The sequence below is a fragment of the Methanothrix sp. genome (assembly GCF_016706325.1).
Taxonomy (GTDB): Archaea; Halobacteriota; Methanosarcinia; order Methanotrichales; family Methanotrichaceae; genus Methanothrix.
The window spans coordinates 1,152,361-1,171,810 of sequence record NZ_JADJJX010000001.1; the positions used below are offsets into that span (position 1 = coordinate 1,152,361).

General features: G+C 55.2%; 23 protein-coding genes, 1 tRNA gene and 1 pseudogene. 12 read left to right on the plus strand and 13 right to left on the minus strand.

Annotated elements, in window-relative coordinates:
- The first annotated feature begins 61 nt into the window (after positions 1 to 61).
- From IPI63_RS06050 to IPI63_RS06065, 4 genes are read left to right on the plus strand one after another with little or no spacing between them, the layout of a single operon-like run.
- A complete protein-coding gene (locus IPI63_RS06050) occupies positions 62 to 412 on the plus strand; it encodes an MJ1244 family protein (RefSeq protein WP_292477295.1) in 351 nt (116 codons plus the stop codon).
- On the plus strand, positions 396 to 623 hold the full coding sequence (locus IPI63_RS06055; protein WP_214064333.1) for a NifU family protein: 228 nt from the start codon (positions 396 to 398) through the stop codon (positions 621 to 623). The genes IPI63_RS06050 and IPI63_RS06055 overlap by 17 nt, the downstream gene beginning before the upstream one ends.
- Before the next feature lie 20 nt (positions 624 to 643).
- Entirely contained in the window at positions 644 to 868 is a 225-nt protein-coding gene (locus tag IPI63_RS06060; protein WP_214064332.1) for an LSM domain-containing protein, read from the plus strand.
- Positions 869 to 877: 9 nt separating this feature from the next.
- On the plus strand, positions 878 to 1,279 hold the full coding sequence (locus IPI63_RS06065) for an Lrp/AsnC family transcriptional regulator (protein ID WP_214064331.1): 402 nt from the start codon (positions 878 to 880) through the stop codon (positions 1,277 to 1,279).
- An 81-nt stretch (positions 1,280 to 1,360) separates the two neighbouring features.
- On the opposite strand, the gene yciH is transcribed toward IPI63_RS06065, so the two are convergent.
- The 3 genes from yciH to IPI63_RS06080 form a co-directional block, all read right to left on the minus strand.
- Complete coding sequence (gene yciH, locus IPI63_RS06070) at positions 1,361 to 1,669, minus strand: stress response translation initiation inhibitor YciH (RefSeq protein WP_214080399.1); 309 nt, start codon at positions 1,667 to 1,669, stop codon at positions 1,361 to 1,363.
- A 69-nt stretch (positions 1,670 to 1,738) separates the two neighbouring features.
- Entirely contained in the window at positions 1,739 to 4,099 is a 2,361-nt protein-coding gene (locus IPI63_RS06075; protein ID WP_292477300.1) for a VWA domain-containing protein, read from the minus strand.
- Positions 4,096 to 5,838 (minus strand): BatA domain-containing protein, encoded by a 1,743-nt coding sequence (locus IPI63_RS06080; RefSeq protein ID WP_292477302.1) that lies wholly within the window; start codon positions 5,836 to 5,838, stop codon positions 4,096 to 4,098. The genes IPI63_RS06075 and IPI63_RS06080 overlap by 4 nt, the downstream gene beginning before the upstream one ends.
- A 106-nt stretch (positions 5,839 to 5,944) precedes the next feature.
- On the opposite strand from IPI63_RS06080, the gene IPI63_RS06085 reads away from it, so the two are divergent.
- From IPI63_RS06085 to IPI63_RS06105, 5 genes are all read left to right on the plus strand, one after another.
- Positions 5,945 to 6,406 (plus strand): (Fe-S)-binding protein, encoded by a 462-nt coding sequence (locus IPI63_RS06085; RefSeq protein WP_214064327.1) that lies wholly within the window; start codon positions 5,945 to 5,947, stop codon positions 6,404 to 6,406.
- 17 nt (positions 6,407 to 6,423) lie between these two features.
- Positions 6,424 to 7,656, plus strand: coding sequence for a formylmethanofuran dehydrogenase subunit B (locus IPI63_RS06090; protein ID WP_292477305.1), 1,233 nt, complete (start codon positions 6,424 to 6,426; stop codon positions 7,654 to 7,656).
- A gap of 1 nt (position 7,657) precedes the next feature.
- A complete protein-coding gene (locus IPI63_RS06095; protein ID WP_214064325.1) occupies positions 7,658 to 8,044 on the plus strand; it encodes a molybdopterin dinucleotide binding domain-containing protein in 387 nt (128 codons plus the stop codon).
- Between the two features lie 31 nt (positions 8,045 to 8,075).
- On the plus strand, positions 8,076 to 9,002 hold the full coding sequence (gene argF / locus IPI63_RS06100) for an ornithine carbamoyltransferase (RefSeq protein WP_292477308.1): 927 nt from the start codon (positions 8,076 to 8,078) through the stop codon (positions 9,000 to 9,002).
- Between the two features lie 320 nt (positions 9,003 to 9,322).
- Positions 9,323 to 9,408 (plus strand) — tRNA-Leu (locus tag IPI63_RS06105).
- Between the two features lie 326 nt (positions 9,409 to 9,734).
- On the opposite strand, the gene IPI63_RS06110 is transcribed toward IPI63_RS06105, so the two are convergent.
- From IPI63_RS06110 to IPI63_RS06120, 3 genes and pseudogenes are all read right to left on the minus strand, one after another.
- Positions 9,735 to 10,775: a hypothetical protein gene (locus IPI63_RS06110; RefSeq protein ID WP_292477311.1), complete on the minus strand. Its 1,041-nt coding sequence runs from the start codon at positions 10,773 to 10,775 to the stop codon at positions 9,735 to 9,737.
- On the minus strand, positions 10,733 to 11,203 hold the full coding sequence (locus tag IPI63_RS06115; protein ID WP_292477313.1) for a hypothetical protein: 471 nt from the start codon (positions 11,201 to 11,203) through the stop codon (positions 10,733 to 10,735). Before IPI63_RS06115 ends, IPI63_RS06110 begins: the two co-directional genes overlap by 43 nt.
- A 98-nt stretch (positions 11,204 to 11,301) precedes the next feature.
- A pseudogene (locus tag IPI63_RS06120) lies at positions 11,302 to 11,598 on the minus strand (transposase); the annotation flags it as partial.
- A 417-nt stretch (positions 11,599 to 12,015) separates the two neighbouring features.
- Between IPI63_RS06120 and IPI63_RS06125 the strand changes: the two are divergent.
- Positions 12,016 to 12,636 carry a lamin tail domain-containing protein gene (locus tag IPI63_RS06125; protein ID WP_292477316.1) on the plus strand — a complete coding sequence of 207 codons (621 nt, stop codon included), beginning with the start codon at positions 12,016 to 12,018 and terminating at the stop codon, positions 12,634 to 12,636.
- Positions 12,637 to 12,751: 115 nt separating this feature from the next.
- Here the strand turns inward: IPI63_RS06125 and IPI63_RS06130 are convergent, their stop codons facing one another.
- Entirely contained in the window at positions 12,752 to 12,898 is a 147-nt protein-coding gene (locus IPI63_RS06130; RefSeq protein WP_292477317.1) for a hypothetical protein, read from the minus strand.
- 208 nt (positions 12,899 to 13,106) lie between these two features.
- On the opposite strand from IPI63_RS06130, the gene IPI63_RS06135 reads away from it, so the two are divergent.
- Positions 13,107 to 13,424, plus strand: a complete 318-nt coding sequence (locus tag IPI63_RS06135) for a hypothetical protein (protein ID WP_214066381.1) — start codon at positions 13,107 to 13,109, stop codon at positions 13,422 to 13,424.
- Positions 13,425 to 13,652: 228 nt separating this feature from the next.
- On the opposite strand, the gene IPI63_RS06140 is transcribed toward IPI63_RS06135, so the two are convergent.
- The 4 genes from IPI63_RS06140 to IPI63_RS06155 are packed head-to-tail and all read right to left on the minus strand — an operon-like array spanning position 13,653 to position 17,042.
- The gene (locus tag IPI63_RS06140) at positions 13,653 to 14,192 is read right to left on the minus strand and encodes an adenylate kinase family protein (RefSeq protein WP_292477321.1); all 540 of its coding nucleotides are present in this window, start codon (positions 14,190 to 14,192) and stop codon (positions 13,653 to 13,655) included.
- A 1-nt stretch (position 14,193) separates the two neighbouring features.
- A complete protein-coding gene (gene hisC, locus IPI63_RS06145; protein ID WP_292477323.1) occupies positions 14,194 to 15,249 on the minus strand; it encodes a histidinol-phosphate transaminase in 1,056 nt (351 codons plus the stop codon).
- Positions 15,236 to 16,384, minus strand: a complete 1,149-nt coding sequence (locus IPI63_RS06150) for an acetylornithine transaminase (protein WP_214066387.1) — start codon at positions 16,382 to 16,384, stop codon at positions 15,236 to 15,238. Before IPI63_RS06150 ends, hisC begins: the two co-directional genes overlap by 14 nt.
- Positions 16,385 to 16,403: 19 nt before the next feature.
- The gene (locus IPI63_RS06155; protein ID WP_292477328.1) at positions 16,404 to 17,042 is read right to left on the minus strand and encodes an MBL fold metallo-hydrolase; all 639 of its coding nucleotides are present in this window, start codon (positions 17,040 to 17,042) and stop codon (positions 16,404 to 16,406) included.
- A gap of 53 nt (positions 17,043 to 17,095) precedes the next feature.
- On the opposite strand from IPI63_RS06155, the gene thiC reads away from it, so the two are divergent.
- On the plus strand, positions 17,096 to 18,385 hold the full coding sequence (thiC, locus tag IPI63_RS06160) for a phosphomethylpyrimidine synthase ThiC (protein WP_366850646.1): 1,290 nt from the start codon (positions 17,096 to 17,098) through the stop codon (positions 18,383 to 18,385).
- A gap of 43 nt (positions 18,386 to 18,428) precedes the next feature.
- Here the strand turns inward: thiC and IPI63_RS06165 are convergent, their stop codons facing one another.
- Both IPI63_RS06165 and IPI63_RS06170 read right to left on the minus strand, forming a co-directional pair.
- Positions 18,429 to 18,728 carry a hypothetical protein gene (locus IPI63_RS06165; RefSeq protein ID WP_214066376.1) on the minus strand — a complete coding sequence of 100 codons (300 nt, stop codon included), beginning with the start codon at positions 18,726 to 18,728 and terminating at the stop codon, positions 18,429 to 18,431.
- Positions 18,729 to 18,975: 247 nt separating this feature from the next.
- Positions 18,976 to 19,386 carry a hypothetical protein gene (locus IPI63_RS06170; protein WP_292478206.1) on the minus strand — a complete coding sequence of 137 codons (411 nt, stop codon included), beginning with the start codon at positions 19,384 to 19,386 and terminating at the stop codon, positions 18,976 to 18,978.
- Between the last annotated feature and the right edge of the window lie 64 nt (positions 19,387 to 19,450).

Genomic DNA, 19,450 nt, shown 5'->3' on the forward strand with positions numbered 1-19,450 from the left:
GAATATCCGATATCGCGAAGTTTATATGGACTGATGCCCGATATATGGGTGAGGAGACTCCATGAAGACCATGGTCAAGATTTTTGTGGATCACGAGCATCTAGTCAGGGTAATAAATAGCTTGACGGAGCTGGGGATCACTGGCTTTTACCTCGTAGAGTATCAGGGAATGGCTCCTGCCAACTGGAAGAGCTTCCGGCTGAGCGAGAAGCCTGATATGGCATTGAAGGCCATTCGAGATCATTCTGAGCCCGGAGTGATGGTCAATACAGTGGTGAGCTCAGATAAATGCCAGCAGCTCATAAGGCAGCTCGAGGAAGCTTTAAAAGGGATAAGGTTTACCATCATCGGGCACCAGGTTAGTTCCATAAAGGTGAAAGGAGACGAAAGTACTCATGCCAAACCTAAATGATGAGGTGGAAGCGGCCCTGGAGAGGATCAGGGAAGGCCTTCGCATGGATGGCGGAGATGTTGAGCTTGTGGACATCAGCGATGGCATTGTTACTGTGAGGCTGCAGGGGCACTGCGCAGGTTGCCCCTTCTCCCAGATGACTCTGAAGAACTTCATTGAGAAGGAGCTGATGAGGAGCGTCTCGGGCGTCAAAGGCGTGCAATCCGCCTGAATTGCCGAGGAGTCTGAGATATGTTCCCAACTAAGAAGGTACAGAGCCTGGTAGGAAGCAAGATTCAGGTGGAGATGAAGGGATCGCCGCGATATGTCCTGGAAGGCATTCTGAACAGCGTGGACGAGTACTTGAACCTGCACCTGCTGGAGACTGTGGAGTTGATCGGGGGCGAGAAGACCCGCTCATTGGGATCGGTCATCCTGCGTGGCAATAACATCATTCTCATCAGCCCAGTGGAGTGAGAGGTGGGAATGTCCGTCGAGGAAGCATTGGATTATATCAAATCACATCCCGAGGGAGCTCTGCAAAGCGACCTGTGGAAGGCTCTGAAGATCGATTCCAGGAAATGCTCTCGCATTGTGGCCAAGCTGCTCAAGGATCGCTTCATCACCCGGGAGGTGGAATCCATTGACGGCATCAGAACCTATCGGCTCTTTTGCGTCAGCAGGCCCAGCGGCAGACGATTTGATCCTCTGATGGCCCTGGATGCCTTTGAGCCCTGTGCCGGTTGCATCGAGGAATGCGTCCCCGAGCACTGCGCCCGCTTGAGCGAGTGGATATTTGCCATTGTGATGAGCTTGGACGAAGAGGCTCCTTCGGATGCGATTCAAGGGGATGAGGGCGGCCAGCCAGTGGCCTCTTCCTCATCATAAGCCCTCTGTCTTGAAGCGAAGAAAATAGGCAAGCCAGTTTGCTTTTTTCCTGCAGATCGATAGAGGCCCGTAGAGCGGAATTCAGGTGCTTATCTGATCTGCGCCGAAACCTTTCTTGACCAGGATATCCTTGATTCTCTGAATATGATTGCCCTGAAGCTCAATAAGGCTGTCCTTTACTGTCCCTCCGCAGGCCAGCTTGGACTTCAGATGAGTGCACAGCTCCTGTAGATCGATCTCATGAGGATCGATGCCCTGGATAACTGTCACCTCTTTTCCATATCTGCGCTTCTGGATTTTGACTACAATTCTTTGCTGCTCCTTGGCGACCTCCTCGCAGATGCAAAGCTCCTGGGGAAGGCCACAGACGGCACACATTTGAGAACTCATTTGGTGGCAGTTACCTCCATAAATGTAACCCAATAAGGCTGATTATGCTATTTTAATCTGATGGTGACATCAGGCCCCTCTTTGTCCCTGCCTTCGGATCTCATTGATCTTTCTTGAGACGATCTCCAGAAGGAAGATCAAGAGGGCAATGAGCAGCAGGGAATCTCTACTGGATACCCTCTCCTCCACCATCCTCTGGCTGAGCCGCGAGGCCTCTGCAATCAAGCTCCTCTCTGCCTCCCCCTCGGTGAAGACCTTGCCTCCATTGGCCATTATCAGGCCGGGAAGATCGGGATTGAAGCCGATATATCTGTACTCCAGGGGGTAGTTGACAGCCACCCCATACTCTCCTATATAGTATATGCCTCTTCTGCTGGGGGTAAATGTTGCTATATATCTATTCTCCCCCACCTTCTCCACACTGGCTTCAGGCAGGCTGGGCCGATATCTGCTATTTATAGTGATCTGCAGAGGGGTGTTCTGCCATCCATCCTCCCCCTCCACCCGGTCCATCTCCGGCCTGGGGTCTCCCACCGCCCAGTTGACGGCAGAGGAGATCAATTGAGAGTTGGGGCTGCTGTAGAGCTGGCCGGCCCAGGCATTGCCATCATCAGTGGTAAGAGCTGCCACCCTCCCCAGCCCATAGCGCCAGGCGGTGAGGACTGGCTTGCCATCCGCCAATGCCACCAGCTTTATAGAGCCGGATTTGGGGGTGACATCATTGAATCCGCTGATGGAGGCGTTAAGATCCAGATCGGTGGTGATGTAGTGGTTCCTGTTGACCACAGCCAGGCTGTAGCTGGTGATATTCACCTCCTCTGGCTTCGGCTCATCCGAGAGAGGCGCGCTGATGGTGGTCAGGGAATCGGGATAGACAAAGGAGGCAAACTCCGAGTTCGTGCTGCTGGCGATCTCCGGGAAGCTTCCCATCCTCCCGGGGATGGCCTGGACCTGAATCAGCCTGGTGGTGATATTCACCTCCTGGATAAGCTTTTTGGATCGGGCTACCACCTCTTGGTAGTTATGGAGGTTTCCATCGGAGAGGACGATGATCTCCCCTTCCCCACCACCGGCCAGGATCATATCCTGGGCCAGCTCCAGGCCCGAGTCAAGATAGCTGTCCTCCGTCCCGGTGGGGGCAAGGGTGGCGATCCTGTCTGCGAGGACGTTCTGGCTGCGGGCTAGGGGAACGGGATCGATCACATTGTAGGCCCGGGTTCCAAAGACCACCACCCCCACATTGTAGTCCTGAAACTGCGGCGAACTCAATAGCTCCACCGCCAGCGCCTTCTCATAATCGAGCAGTGTGGTGCCATCCCTGGTCAGGGTGGAGAGGAGGCTGAAGGAGACATCCAGGACGAAGATGAGGGTCTTGCCCCCCTCGAAGCGGCTGGGGGAGGACTGGACTGGAAGAACCTTCTCCAGAGTCGAGTTGCGGTATTCTCCCAGGTCATAGGAGTCCTTGCCCCCCACCACCACCAGGCCGCCACCCTCGCGCACATAATCCACCAGCCGGTCCAGGCTGGAACGATATTCGATATCATCAAGGATGATGGACTTGTAGCCCTGCAGGTCGGCAGGAAGCTCAGAGAGCTCTGTCAGCTTGTAGAGGTCATCCAGGTTCTGGGCCAGGGGAGAGCCAGCAGAGGCGATGAGGAGCACCTCTGGCTTGGGGACGACATATACCGACTTTGTGTAGACATTGTTTGCCGGCTGCATATCCGGGGCGATCTCAGCTCGCAGGATGTGATTGCCCGTCTCCAGGAAGGAATGGGAGATCTTGATGGAAGCACTACCGTTGGCCTGGATCTGATCGCTGTAGATCTGCTTATCATCGGCATAGACCGATAGGGGGCCGCTGTAGTTCAGGGAGCTTCTGACTATCACCCGGAAGGGATATCCCCCTGCCAGGACGGCGGTGTTCGCCCCTGATATCTCCACCCCAGCATCCTCTTTCGTCGGATCGATGGCAAGGGCGAAGACAGTGCAGTTTGAGCTCCTGGCCAGGGCAAGGGCATCTGCCAGCTGTCGGCCGCTATTGCTGTAGCCATCGGTCACCAGGAGGATTGTGCTTCCCGGAAGGGCATTCTGCAGGATCCTCTCCCCCAGAGGGGTTGTATCGCCGGAGAAGGTCTGCAGGGAGGCCCCGGTCAGATCGGCTAACCGGGGGGCGATGTCGGGATCGAAAACCGCCATCGATCCGCTCTTATCCTCCAGGATGATGATGTTCGGCCTTTCCGAGTGGATGGCATGGGTCTGGACAGAGTAGGGGTTGGCAGCAGCCGTCAGTATCAAGCAGAAGACCAGCAGCCGGGAGAGGGCGAGGGTCTTATTCTCCGCCCGGAGGTGGATGTAGGCCAGCCCCAGCAGGGCCAGTGCTGGCAGGGCCCAGAGCAGCTCCGGGCGGGCGAAGTAGAGCTCCTGGATCATGTCTCTCTCCTCCAGCGCATGATGAGAAGCTCCAGGATGATGGCCAGGGCGGCAATGGCCATCGCCCAGGGGGATAGATCCTTCTGCACCATGGTATCGCGAACCACTCCCAAAAATTCACCCTCTTTGAAATCCCGGCTCCGGCCCAGGGAGGACTCAGCCGGATTGTACATATTGGCGGCCACAGCCCGCCCCTGGAAGCGGTAGACTCCCACCTCATCCAGGGCAACAGTGCGGGCGGAGAGGCTGTGGCTGGGGGTCTGGATGGTGGACTGCTCTCCTAGGGCCAGGATCTCCCCCGTCTTCCGATTGGAGTCCTCTATATCCGGCACCCCGGTCATCCAGTTGACCATCTGATACCAGAATATGGGGTACTCAGGGCGGAGATAGAAGTCGGAGTCCATCTCCAGGCCGTTGTAGATCACCATCCCCCCGCCCAGCCGCCAGAAGGCGAGGATGGGGACTCCATTGGCCTCCACCACAGTGGTAGTCCCCCGGCGAGGAGCAGCATTGGGATAGCCATAAATGCCGATCTCATCGAAGTGCAGGTCCCCGGCAAAAGCGGCATTCCTCACCCATAGCCTGGCGGGCCCGGAGAGCTCTCCTGTAATCCTCACAGGAAGGTACTCCGGGCTCTCAAGATCGGAGGGGAGGTATATCACCCGGCCGCCATCGATGTAGCGGTTCAGCTCGCCATCGGCTGAGGCATTCCTTGCCAGCACTATCAGGTCGAAGTCCGGGAGGCTGCCAGAGGTCATAACAGCTACATTGGGCAGGGACTGGAGGGCTTTTAGGGCCGGCCCGGGATCTCCCAGATAGAGGACATTCTTCTTGGCCTGATCCGGCACATAGACATAGGCCTGGTTGTCCCAGGAGATGGCGTCCTCTAGCTCCAAGGAGATCTTATTCACCCCGGGGTAGGCGGTGAAGGAGAGGTAGTAGTCGCCGTTCTGGGGGATCAGAGCCGACTGGCTGCTCCTGCCACCCGGGCCGGTGATGGTGATGGGCACAGTCCTGGCCGGGCCGTAGTTGTGGATCAGGGCGGTATGGTTCACATAACCTGTTCCTGGCACATTCCAGCCCTCAATCAGGGCCAGGTTATCTCCTCCCCGGTATGAGCTGGCAAAGACCACCCCCACCCGGCCTTTAGCCTGGAGGAGGTTGCGGGTGACATCGGGGTCGTCTCCTATCCAGCTGATGAAGTCCGAGACCAAGAGGATATCCCCTCCGCTGGAGCCCAGGAGGATGTCCGCCTGGAGCAATGCACTGGAGAGGTCGGCGGAGACGGCAGCCGGCTGAAGCTGCTGGAGGGCATCGCGGGCCTCAGCCGGGCTGCCCCCGGTGAGGACGGTCTGGGGGATGTTCTTCGCCAGGATGATGCTGATTTTTTCATAGCGATCCAGGTAGGGGCGGATGATATTCTGAGCAGGGGAAATTGAGGCCTGCATGCTGGCCGAGCCGTCCAGGACCACTGCCAGATGGCTGCTTGCCGGGCCCTGTCCGCTGCTGTAGGGCCCGGCGGCGGCCAGGGAGAGGGAGCAGATGGCCAAAAGCTGTATCCAGAAGAGGGGATCGGTTATCAGGCGGCTGAGGACGGCGGTGCGCCTGGCCTCTCCCTCCCGCAAGAACTGGGTGGAGGAGAAGAGAATCTCCCTGGGGCGGGGGCGGATGAGATAGATTATCACCAGAGGGATTATGCCGAGGAGGCCCAGGAGGGCGAGGGGATTGCTGAAGGGCATTGAAAAGAGAATTCCTGAAGAAGTATGAAAAGCTTTGCGCAGGCCATAAATATGATCGGGATTGAGGCTACTACTGTTATCCCTTCCCAAACTGAGGTATCTGGCTATGGTCAGCGCTATGGAGATTTATATGCTATTGCCCAAGACCAACTGTAAGAAGTGCGGGGTTCCCACCTGCATGGCTTTTGCTGTCGGCCTTCTGGGCAGGGAGAAGAAGCTGGAGGAGTGTACTCCTCTATTCGAAGAGAAGAAGTATGAGGCGAAGCTCGCCAAACTGAAGGAGATCGTAGCTCCCCTGGAGAGCGCCACAGAGACCGGTCTGATCATCCATCCGGAGAAGTGCTTTGGCTGCGGCAACTGCGTGATCGCCTGTCCGGTGAACGTGGCCGCCGAGCCCACCAGGTGTGGCGCAGGCCTCGGCCCGGAGGGGGATCGCGTCATCCTCCGGGTGGAGGACGGGGTGGTGGTGGCCAATAACCTGGAGGAATGCAAGCGCTTTGGGCCGAATAGGGTCTTATGCAATGCCTGTACTGCCACCTGCCCGAGCAAGGCCATTGAGTTCGTATGATCGAGGAGTTGATATCGATGACGGAATTCGATTATAAAACCTGCACCGGCTGCTCGCTTCTATGCGAGGATATCCTCTTTCCAGATGAGGATTCCATCTCCCATGCCAAGAACCTCTGCCGCAAAGGCCTGGCCCATTATCAGGCCCTCTTTGTCGAGAGGACGGGCCCTCTGATGGAGGGGAAGGAGGCATCCATTGATCAAGCGATAGAAAAGGGGGCGGAGATTCTGAGGAATGCCAGCGCGCCGGTGATATACGGCTGGTCCAACTGCACCCTGGAGGCCCAGATGGCCGGGCTCGCACTGGCGGAGAAGATAGGAGCGTTCGTTGATGACCCCTCCAGCCACTGCGAGGGGCGGCTGATGGAGATGCTCCTCTCGGGGAGGATTCCCAGTTGCACCCTGGATGATGTGCGCCACTTCGCCGATACAGCGATATTCTGGGGTTCGGACCCCTCCAGCACCCAGCCCAGGCATCTATCCCGGTTCTCCTACTTTCCCCGCGGATCCAAGAGGCAGAAGAGCTATGAGGAGGAGAGGACCTGTATTGTGGTGGATGTGAGGGAGTCGTCCACTGCCAAGCTCTGCCCCACTACCACCTACCGTGTCCCGCCGGGCGAGGATCTCCAGTTCTTGGAGGCATTGCTGGCCGTCCTGGATGGCAAGATCCCGAAATTCGGTGACAAGAAGAGGATGATTGAGCTGGGCTCCATAATCAAGAAGACCGAGTATGGCGTGATCTTTCCCGGCCCTGGCATGCTCATATCCCTGCAGGATAAGATGGATAGGTTCGAGGATCTCCTCCGCCGGCTGAATGAGATCACCACCTTCAAGGTCCTGCCGGTGACTGAGCAGTACAACTCCCGTGGCTTTGGCCAGCTCCTCTTCGAGCGGACGGGCCGGACGAAGGCTGTCAAGTTCTCCCCTTCAGGAGAGGCAGCGGCGGGTCCGAATCTGGTGGAGGCGGCGAAGGAGGCGGATGCCATACTGGTCCTGGGTGCAGATCCTCTCCTGGATCTGCCGGCAGGGCTGGCCAGGGCTTTTGCTGCTGCCCCCCTCATCGTCATCGATCCCCGCCGCTCTCTGACTGCGGACCTGGCTCAGGTGGTGATTCCCGCTGCCATATCCGGCCTTGAGGCCGGGGGCACTGCCCTGAGAACGGATGGGGTGAAGATCTCCTTTGAGCCCCTGATGAAAAGCGAGCAGCCTACAGATGAACAGATCCTGACCAGGATCATGGAGGCGATTTGAAATGGCAGTGGATGTGAAGGTGGTCACCTACAGGGATATCTTCCAGTATGAGGCCGGAAAGAAGGGGGTGCACTCTGAGGAGTATCTCCGTCTCAGCGCCAGCATCATACTGGACAAGCAGGACCTGGCCAGTCTGGGGATAGCAGAGGGGGGGAGGGTTCTGGTGGAAAGCGATGTGAATAAGATCGTGGTGAATGCCACAGCCTCCACAGACGAGCCCCATCCCGGCCTGGCGTTCATGATAAAGAGCCCCTGGTCCAATCAACTGGAGGGGGACGACTCCTGCCTGCCCGGCGCCCCTGGATTCCGGGGGATCAGGGCGAGGGTCTCTCCCAGCAGTGAGGACATCACCCAGATGGCCCAAATACTGGAGAGGCTGCAGTCTTAGGTTATTGCTTGCAGAATGGGTGGATTCTGATATGAATCTGATCTCCATTGCCGACCTGGGCAGGGAGGATGTCCTGCGGCTGATCCAGAGCGCCGAGGCCTTTCGGGCCAGGCGCGGCCAGCACGGCCAGCCCCTGGCAGGAAAGAGCCTGGCGGCGATCTTCGAGAAGCCCTCCACCAGGACCCGCATCAGCCTGGAGGTGGCGGCCTGGGAGCTGGGCGGCCATCCCCTCTATCTATCGGCAGGTGAGCTGCAACTGGGCCGGGGGGAGACGATTGCCGATACCGCCCGGGTGCTATCCCGCTATGTGCATGCCATCACCGCCCGGGTCTACTCTCACAGCACTCTGCTCCAACTGGCTGAGCATGCCCAGGTTCCAGTGGTCAATGCCCTCTCCGATTGGGAGCATCCCCTGCAGATCCTGGCCGATCTGCAGACCATGCAGCAGAGCTTCGGATCTCTGGAGGGGCTTGATATCGGCTGGATTGGGGATGGGAACAATGTCTGCAACTCCCTCATTCTGGCCTCGGCCGTCATGGGGATGAATATCGCTGTGGCCTCCCCACCAGGGTACTCTCCCCGGGAGAGGATACTGGAGGAGGCCCGGGCCCTTGGGGGGAGCCCGCGGGTGGTGACTGAGCCGGAGGAGGCGGCCAGGGGGGCGGATGTGCTGGTCACTGACACCTGGATCTCCATGGGGGATGAGGCAGAGGAGGCAGAGCGCCTGCGGGTCTTTGGCCGGTATCAGATCAATAGCCAGCTTTTGGCCCTGGCCGGGGAGGAGGCCATTGCCCTGCACTGCCTGCCCGCCCACCGGGGGCAGGAGATCACTGATGAGGTGATGGATGGGCCCCGGTCGCGGGTCTTCGATGAGGCTGAGAACAGGATGCATACCAGCAAAGCAGTGATGGCCTGGCTGATGGGAGAGAGGCAGGGCGGCGGTGATGGCCCACGATGATGGCCCGCGATGATGGTCTGTGCGGGAGAGGGCCTGCCGGAATCGTTTTCATCAGAGGCGCCGGGCAGCCAGTCACTATGCTTAAGAGATGGCGATTTGATGGGGCTGCCTGCCAGGGTCTTCCGGGGGGATCAGGTATCGCCACCCCGCTGAATCCCAGGCCCCCATTATGGTATTCTGGTTTTTGGACTGCCCGATCGAGTGCCGGGATATAACAATCGATCTTGGCATGCTTCGGCAAGTTCTTATACCTCACGAAGCAGTAGATAGCTCGCTCTCACTTTGTCGAGGCGGGTTGGGCACTAAAATCGATTGCAAGCGCGGGGGTTGCCAAGAGGTCAAAGGCGCAGGGCTTAGGACCCTGTCACGAAGGTGTTCGCGGGTTCGACTCCCGTCCCCCGCACCATATATCATTTATTGATGTTGCTTTTTAGGATTTTGTCCTAATTTACTCCGGAGAACTCCGATTAACTTAACGTCGATGGTTGCCGCAACGAATTGTATTCCAGATGAAGGGCAAAATCAGTGAGGTTTCTCATTCACTATATTTATTAATTAAAAGGGGTTTTTCGGAGTTCTCTTTAATCAATTTGGTGGAACAAAGAATGAGCAAGGGTTCATTCTATTCCCACCTTACGGGTCTTCTTCATCTTTTTAGCTGATTGCTGCAAGAGCAATTGATGAGCTGGAAGTGGATAGCATAGTATAAAGCTTATAGATTCGCTACATTTTTTATAAAATTGGATGTCTATAATACGTTCCTCTTGTGTCATAATCAATACTTTCCTCTAAATTTATGCCAATTCTAGATGAAAGAATTTTTGAAATCATAATATTCACATTTGCTAGGGGATCGAATAAGGAAAGTATCTCATAAGCCTCAACAGACTTTATTTTTGAAATAATTTGATCTAGCTTAGCAGGAAGTTGGTCGAGATTTTCAACATAGACAATCTCCACATCAGGTTTAATTTTTGCAAAATACTTTTTAACCTGTGGTTCGACCTGGTCAGTTGAAATAATAATGGCAAAATTCGGATTGTATAATCCTATTCTACCACTAAATGGATAGGCGTGCCCCATTGAGAATTGTGCATCTTTTAGCTCAAACATTAATAAAATCCCATCCATATCCACGAAAGCATCTATTTCATCAGAACCTTCTTGAAGATTTAGCAAAATATGGTCAGGCAATGTGTTAAATTTCACGAGCTGGTCTACTAGTCTTACTGTAAGCCAATAGCTCTTATCTAACAGCTTTTGCAACTTTGAAGTTGGAACAAATAACTCCTCAACCCGTTCTTCTGAGATGGATCGACCACATGCGCATAATATTCCTAATCTCGCAGCCTCCTCTAAATCCACAAGAGATTTTACTTTATTTATTTGATTTTGAGTATTTTTACAAATAATAACATACTCTTTTGTAATGAACTCATTTTTTATCAGATCAGCTATAATTTTTTCCGATTCATCTTCTTCCATATTTAATTTTTTAAATAAATCTGAAGATAATATGCTACCAGATCTTTTAATAACTAATGAAATATCTCTAGCTTTCTTATTTTCTAGATGTTGAGATGCTTCAAAGTCCTGCAGATCAATTTCGGATGCTTTTAAGAATTTTTTATCAGAACTGTTTGCTAAATCCATAAAACGTGAACTAGTCGATTGGCTCGGAAACCAATCGTTGGTGATGCCGAACTCGGATAAAGGGCTTTTTAGTGATTCTATAAACCCATCAAGATATGAAATATCTCCTTTTTCGCCCATATATCCACACCTAAAAAGAATTTTCGCTCTATCCGAGAACCTGATGATGTATCCATTAGCAAAGCTTCGTACAAAATCCCTTTAGCATCTTCTGTTAGAAATAGATCTCCGACAATAAGTGCCACTTCTCTATCTCCCAATACTCGGCTAGAGGATTTATCCCGCCTTATTCTGTATCGAAAAGGAGAATTCCATTCTGACCACTCTTCAGGAGGTTCTTCTTCCTCGGAGCCGCCCAAAACTTTCAAGAAGCTTCGTCTTGCATTGGTGATCAATGGAACATAACCATTCTCTATCAAACTATTTAAAATAACTTTATTAAAATTTAATAAGGGTTGGATTCGGGAATCTGGATCAGATGGTAGATCTAATTCAATTCCTTTCGACTCAATTGTAATTACCATCATTTCACCCTTGAATTGCTTCAATTTGGTCCTTCTTCGACAGCTTCCACTAGGCCAAATAATTTTGGCGGGTAGTTTGCCGAATTTTCTGTAATTTTGTACAGGCCCTGTTATCCTACTCATCACTCAGCATCCATAGATAAATACTTTCTAGTCGTCATCCATTCTTCGTTGATGTCCATCAACATCGACACGCTTAACCTCATGAATGATTTATCGCTCGGGAATGCTCCTACCACTCTCGATCTCCTTTTCAGCTCCTTGTTGATCCTCTCCAGTCCATTGGTTGTCCTGACCCTCCGTCAGTGCTCTCTGGGGAACGCCCTGTAATTCCATAAACTGAATCTGAAGCGTTCAGCCGTATCTGCGGATTTGATATAGCCTCGGTCTTCGAGTTCTTGAATCAATTGCTGCATCTTGGCTCTTCGCTATTCCATGTGGGTAACTTCAGGATAGCGGCAGGCGGACTGAATCATGATAATATCAGGCATGAATCTCGGCACAGAGTCGGTAGGTAGCGACACATCTCATGATAATCCCAAATCCCTGCAGTCATGACGTTATAAGGACCAAGCTGTAGGATTAGCTATCCCCTAAATCCACCCACACGAAACAGCGAGGAGCCTTTTTCTCTTTAGGTGAAATCAGAGTGCATAAGCCTCATCATAGAGGCACCAGGCGGCAGAAGGAGATCTTCTGTAGTGCACTGGCCTGCGAAGTGCCGCTGATGTATTGGATCTCCGGTTGAAGCGCCCTTTGATCCTTTTATGATATCTCCCAACTCTTATATACGTTGCCTGTCGAATAGTTCTCGGCCTGCAATTGGAGGCATATTGATGAGATTCTTGGATGTAAGCTCAACTGGACTGAGAGTATCATTGATCATCCTCTCCCTCATAATGGGAGGAACGGCTGCAAATGCTCAGCCGATTGTGGGCGCTGATGCCATCAGAATCATAAGCATAAGCCCCCAGGAGCAATGGATTGAGATAGCCAATCAGGGAACCGGCAGGATCGACCTTGAAGGCTGGACGCTCATCGATCAGGAGAACCGAACATATACATTCCCGGCAAATGTCACCCTTAAGGCCGGCTCAACGATCACAGTTCACTCCCGGGATGGCATTAACACGCCCTCAGATCTATTCAACAGCAGCTTGCTTTGGGGCGAGATCGGCGCCGCCACATTGACGGATGCCACCGGCCGCATGATCTCCAGGTACATTTATCCGGTGGAGGTCACCTCCCCCCGGAGCTTGGCCGCTACCAGGCCCCTCACCCTTCCGGATGCCTTCTCCAGCGGCGGATTGAACCCCCCCTTCCAGCCGATGTACAGATCCCCCTCTGCCGGCGGCTGGAGAGGCTCAAGCTCTCGTCCCACAGCGAATATGACCGGCCATCCCTTCATCTGTCACGGCGGCCCCCTCAACTGGGCCTGGACCAGCGGCCTAGGATAGCTATCCAGTTGTATGCTCCAGTGCTCCGATGGCACAATTCCTCGATTCCCCAATCCCCCAATCCCTCAATTTTTGTACTTCAAAATGCAGATGAATATGTATGAGCTTTTGGCGCTCACCTCTGCCCTCCTCCCAGCGGGCCTGCCAGGCAGAGCCTTCCTCTCCCTCTATGAGCCCTGCCGCCGGGCCCGCTCAAAGCCATCCCCCCTCCTGGGCAGATCCGGCCCCAGCCTGTGCGTTGCCCTCCCGAATAAATCAGCATTGCCTGCCGCAGTCGTACATCTTCAGCCAGCAAGCAATGGATGGCAGTCATATGAAGTTCATATAATGGTTACTCATTTATTTCTGGCAGGAGACCATACTTCCATCGAAGAGCGGAGGCATTGGAAATCAAGAAAGGTGGATCTAGAACCAGGAGAATAAATGACGGAAAAAGGAGAGAAAAGATCAAGGAGAATGAGGGATAAGAAATGAGAAAAAAATTAGCTGTTGTCTTTGCCTGTATAATTCTGGCATTCATTGGATCAAGCGTAGCAGATGGGGCAAGAGACTGGTTATCCAGTGGTTATGTGGTCACCGGCTATTACCCCGCAGCCGTATGGGGCCCCACAACCTACTATTATGGATACTTCGACTATGCCGCATCCGACCCGTGGTATAGATATGTGGCAGGACCATACCTCAATAGCTGGTACTGGCCGTCTTGGTATTATCGAAGCTATCCAGTAAGCTACTACCGCCCTGCTTATTGGTATGGTTGGCCCTGGACGTATTCAGTTTATTATTGAACTGGGGGCGCCAGAAGATCGCCCTAACGCTGCCTGCTCTGGGATAGCAGGCGATCCTCTGGCAGCGCCGTCCGCCCTGTGCCTGTCTTGAACTGTGTCTGCCTTGAAGTTGGAGTCAGAGTCAGCCTTGCAGGAGCCTCGGCTTGATCGCTCAATCAGAGCATCTGCAGCCCCGGGCAAATATCTTTTCTGCCTCTCTGCATCCATTCTGCATCCATTCTGCATCTATTATCTTTTCAGCCCTCTGCTTTGAGGGAGCATGCTTCTGCCAAGAAAATCTGTAAGCCATTCCACCTGGCCGGGGGGCATGGCCCGCTTCCCCTGGATGATCTCCACCACCAGATCGGCTACCTCCTGGGGGCTACGTCCAGTGGTATCGATCTCATCCACCCGATCTGAGAGCTCCACCGCCTCCACCAGTATCACATCCAGTGCCTCAGCCTCCAGATTCTCCCTGATCTTCTCCGGCAGGTAACCCCTATTCTCCAGCCGGGGCTCAAGCTCCCGGGGTGAGAGCCGGAGGACTATCGACCAGGGGGCGAAGTGATGGGAATAGTGGCCTTCAAGGATGGAGATCTCCCCGGAGTCCATCTCCGCCAGATGCTCTGCCAGTCCATCCATATCCGCCTCCAGGCAGCCTCTCACCGGGTCGGTGCCCAGATTCAGGCCGCTCCGGACCAGGGCGTTTATGTCTATCACCCGGTAGGGCAGGAGATGAGCGACGGTGGTCTTCCCCGTCCCCGGGGTGCCGGTCAGGGCGATATGCATATCAGCGCTGAATCTCCCTGTAGGCGGCCAGGAACTGCTCGTTCTCTGCCGGGGTTCCCACTGTCACCCGGACATGATGCTCTCCCGCCCCCCGGAATGGGCGGCAGTCACGGATGATGATCCCCCTTTGCAGGAATCTCTCGACAAATGTCTCCGAGGCCTCCTCGGTTTTCAGGTAGAGGAAGTTGGCCTGAGAGGGATGAGACTTGATCTCTTTTCGCAGGCGCTCGCGTTCCATTCTGATCTTGTCCACTGACTTGTGCATATAATCAAGGTCCGCAAGAGCTGCCACGCCGGCGGCCGCAGAGGCACAGGATATGGCAAAGAAGGGCGGCGCCGCTCGCCGGTACTCCTGGGCCATCCACTGGGGCATCAGGGCATAGCCCAGGCGCATGCCCGCCAGGCCGAAGGCCTTGGATAAAGTCCGTCCCACCACCAGGTTATCATATCTGCCGACCAGCTCCGCCAGGCTCTGCTCTGCAAACTCCACATAGGCCTCATCTAAAAAGACGATGGCATCAGTTGTCTCCAGAAGTTGGCAGAGCTCATCCTCTTTCAGGACGTTTCCCGTGGGGTTGTTGGGCGAGCAGAGGAAGGCCATCTTAACATCCTTTGGAATTGTATCCTGGATCTGGAAGTCCAGACCACGGGGGGAGAAGAGGGGCCTGGCCCCTGCCAGGATGGTCAGGATCTCATAGTAGCTGAAGGTGGGGGTGGGGATGAATGTCAGATCGCCCGCCTCCAGAAAGATGCGGGTCAAGGTCTCCATCACCCCGTCCATGCCCGCACCTATGACTATCATCTCCTCCGGAAGACCGGTATAGCGGGCCAATGCCTCTGAGAGCTCCTCAGGCTCTGGGTATCTCTCTGGGGAGATCCTCTGCAGGGCTTCTTTCACCTGGGGGCTGGGGCCGTAGGGGTTCTCATTGCTGCCCAGCTTCACAATCTCCTTTGGGTCCAGTCCATAGCGGCGGGAGATCTCTGTGAAGCCCTTGCCCGCCACATAAGGCCGGAGCTGCTTGATGCTCTCCCTCACCTTCTGCCTAGATGAGCTCACCTATGACCGCCACCACTCTATCTATCTCCTCCTCTGTCACCACCAGGGGAGGGATGAAGCGGAGGGTATGCTCTCCTGTATTGTTGATCAGGACCCCTCTTCTCAGGGCCTTCTCCACCATCTCTTTGCAGTCGCAGTCCAGATCCACTCCGACCATCAGCCCCATTCCGCGAACCTCCCGGGGCTTGAGCTTCTCCAGCTCCGACTTCAGACGAGCCCCCATCTCGCGGGAGCGCTCGACCAGCCCCTCCTCCTTTATAACCTCGATCACTGCCAGGGCAGCGGCGCAGATCAGAGGACCTCCGGCGAAGGTGGAGCCGTGATCTCCCTTCTGGAAGGCCCCGGCGATATCGCCGCGGGCGAGCATCGCTCCCATGGGCAGGCCTCCGGCCAATGCCTTGGCCAGACAGATGATATCCGGCTGTACTCCGGAGTGCTCCTTGGCAAACCACCTGCCAGTCCGGCCAAATCCAGTCTGCACCTCATCCAGAATGAGAAGGGCCCCCCGGTCATCGCATACATCCCTTGCTGTCCGGAGATAATCCTCCTCCGGCACATAGACCCCTGCCTCTCCCTGCACCGGCTCCAGGATCACTGCACCCGTCTTGGCGGTGACCGCCTCCTTCAGGGCCTCGCCATTGTTATAGGGCACGAACTGGGCCTCCCGCAGAGGGCGAAAGGGCTCTCTGTAAGCACTCTTGTAGGTGAGTGCTAAGGCTCCCAGGGTGCGGCCATGAAATGCCCTCTCTGCAGCCACTATCCTCTCCTTTCCCGTTCCCCGGCGGACCAGCTTGAGCGCCGCCTCTATGCTCTCCGCCCCGGAGTTGCAGAAGTATGCCCGCTCCATGCCGGTGAGGCCATTCAGCTCTTCCGCCAGCAGAACCTGGTTTTCTGTGTAGTAGAGGTTGGAGGTGTGGATGAGGGCTGCAGCCTGACGGCTGACCGCCTCCACCAGCTTTGGATGGCAGTGGCCTATGCTGTTCACTGCTATTCCGGCGACGAAGTCCAGATACTCCTTTCCATCGCTATCCCAGACCCTGGCACCCCTTCCCCTGACCAGGAGAACATCCTGGCGGCCGTAGGTCTGGAATATGGATTCGGATTCCCTTTTCATCAGATCTCTCTTGTCCATCATAAGATCGATTCCCTTTCCTCTAGATGCTCTTTGCAAACCTCAGGCTCATTTGAATCTGGCGATTAACATCCCGGCTGGTTATATCCATATGGCCTGGATACATAATCTCCACATCCAGCTCCGTCAGCCTCTGGATGGAGCGGACCAGATCCTCAGTGCTGCCGCCGAACATATCTGTCCGGCCTATGTTCCCGTCTGGGAATACAGTATCCCCGGAGAAGAGAACCCTCTGCTTTCTCTCATATAGGCATATGCTTCCCTGGGAGTGGCCCGGGGTCTCCAAGACCTCCAGCTTCCATTCTCCGGTATCCAGGACCATTCCCTCTTTCAGCGTCTCATCCACCTTATACTCCGGGGCCTGCTGGCCGAATAGGTATGCAACCGACGCCAGCTCGTCACCAATGCAGCCCACCTCCTTCTCGCTGAGCATCAAGCGCGCTCCTGTCGCCTCCTTCAGGGCGGGAGCGGCTCCGGCATGGTCATGATGGCAGTGGGTGAGGACGATCAGCTCGATCTTGGTGGGATCGATGAATCTCTTGATATTCTTTAAGGTCGGCCCGGCCATCATTCCAGCGTCCACCAGTATGGGCCTTCTGTCCAAGACCAGGTAGACATTGCCATCGAAGGCGGCACCGCTAACCTTATGCACTTCAACCATTGATAAACACCTGCAGCGAGAAAGTTGCTCCTACAATATATTAGTTGGTAACAATGACCCTGATGGAAGAGGCAATTAGAGGGCGTGTGCCCCCGAGCATCGCCCAGGTGGCGGGGAGAGAGGGAATAGATCCGGAAAAGCTGGCCCGGCTGGTGGCGGCGGGCAGGGTGGTCATCCCGGCAAACATCTGCCGGGCTGAACTGGATCCCGTAGGCATAGGGGAGATGCTGACAGTCAAGGTGAATATCAACCTGGGAACATCCCAAAACCTCGACTCCCCCGAGGCAGAGGTGGAAAAGGCTCTGGCGGCAGTGGAGGCGGGGACGGACGCCCTGATGGATCTGTCCACTGGAGGGGACCTGGACCTGGTTCGCAGGAGAATACTGGCCTCGGTGAAGGTTCCATTGGGCACAGTTCCCATCTATCAGGCTGCTGTGCAAAAGGAGCTGACCTGTCAGGGGATGTTCGATGCCCTGGAGCGGCAGGCGCGGGATGGGGTGGACTTTGTCACTGTTCATGCCGGTGTGAACAAGATATCACTGGAGAGGCTGAGGCAGGACCCCCGCCTGATGGGGGTGGTGAGCCGGGGCGGGTCCCTGACTATGAAATACATCGCTGATACAGGTGAGGAGAACCCCTACTACCAGGAGTTCGACTATCTGCTGGAGATGGCCAGGGAGTATGATCTGACCCTCTCCCTGGGCGACGGCCTGCGGCCGGGCTGCATTGAGGACGCCTCGGACCGGGCCAAGTACACTGAGTTCATTATGCTGGGAGAGCTGGTGAGAAGGGCGCGGGCCGCTGGGGTGCAGGCCATGGTGGAGGGGCCGGGGCATGTGCCTGCAGATGAGATCAAGACCAGTGTCCGGGCGATGAAGCACCTGACCGATGGAGCGCCCCTCTATCTTCTCGGCCCCCTGGTGACGGATGTTGCCCCCGGCTACGATCATATCACTGCTGCCATGGGGGGGGTGATTGCGGGCATGGCGGGGGCGGACTTCCTCTGTGCCACCACCCCCTCGGAGCATCTCGATCTTCCCACCAGAGAGGATGTAGTCGAGGGGGCATATGTCACTCGCATCGCCGCCCATGCTGCCGACCTCACCCGACCGGGGGTGAGGGAAAGAGCCCGGTCCTGGGATCTGCAGATGGCCCAGGCGAGGGCAGCTCTGGATTGGGACGGCCAGTTTCGGGCAGCGATAAACCCCTCTCTGGCAAGGCGGATCAGGCACAGGCGGGGGCTGGAGACTGACACCTGCACCATGTGCTCAGAGCTGTGTGCCATCCGCCTGACCAGGGAGGCGATGGAGAAGGGGAGGAATAAGGATCAGGAACGGGCCTGATCCCGGTTCAGCTCTGATAAATTTGGGATTTTGAGGGCCTGGATCATCTCAGCTTATCCGCCCCCTGGGGGGCGAGATTGATTATCTGTACCGGCTCGATGATTATGTTGGAGATGGCAGCGGCCTTTCCCCCCTCCACAGTATTGATCGCCCGGACGGATATCCCTATGACTTTTATATCCAGGCGGTTCTCAAGGCTGCTGCCAGGGCCTGCCCCTCCCGGCAGATTCTGCTCACTGCTGTTCTCTCTGCCCTCCGGGGGGTGGCAGGCAGTCTGTCTGCTCTCCTGTGAATATGCAGCAGATAAATTCTCCAGCTTCGCCCTCAGATTGGCCTCATCCATAAGAGCCCTCTCCCTTTGGCAGGAGATGCTATCCCGGGGAGATGCACTGAAGGGCAGGCATCTGGATGGCTTATGGAGGGCATCTGCGATCTCACTGGAGGTGATGGGCCCGGCCGGATGGCCTGGAGGCGGTCCGGCTAATACTGGGCCCGATAAGAGAAAAATTAATAGAAGGCCCGCCATTATTGCATTCGCGGGTCTCCGTGAAATCTTCATATCTATCCTTTCCGGATCGATTGGCCTGCTATCACTGCTGGTTGGCCACCACCTTGACGTTGTTAGTGGCGGAGGCGAATCCGAATGCCAGAGCGTCTCTATTGCCGACCTTGATCTGGTCTATATTGACCTTGATGCAGCAATCCTGACAGATGGATCCACTATTGCAGCAATTGCACTCTCCAGTATCCTGGTTCTTGAGGATCTCCAGATTATTGGTGGCCAGGGTCACCGGTGCCTTATGCCAGGGAACACCAAAGGCCAAAGCCCTGTCATTTCCTATGGTCATGGTGTCTACATTAGTATCCTGAAACCCAGGGAAACTGAATGCCGATCCCTCTGTCTCGAATATTCCGCCGTTCTTTCCGAGAATATCTATGCTGCCCATGCCGCCCATATCCTGTGCAAACACAGGAATTGAAAGCAAAGCTACAGCCAGCACCAAAATTACTCCCTTCTGTCTGATAATCTCACCCCTTTTGTTGTTTGATATCAATATAGTATGT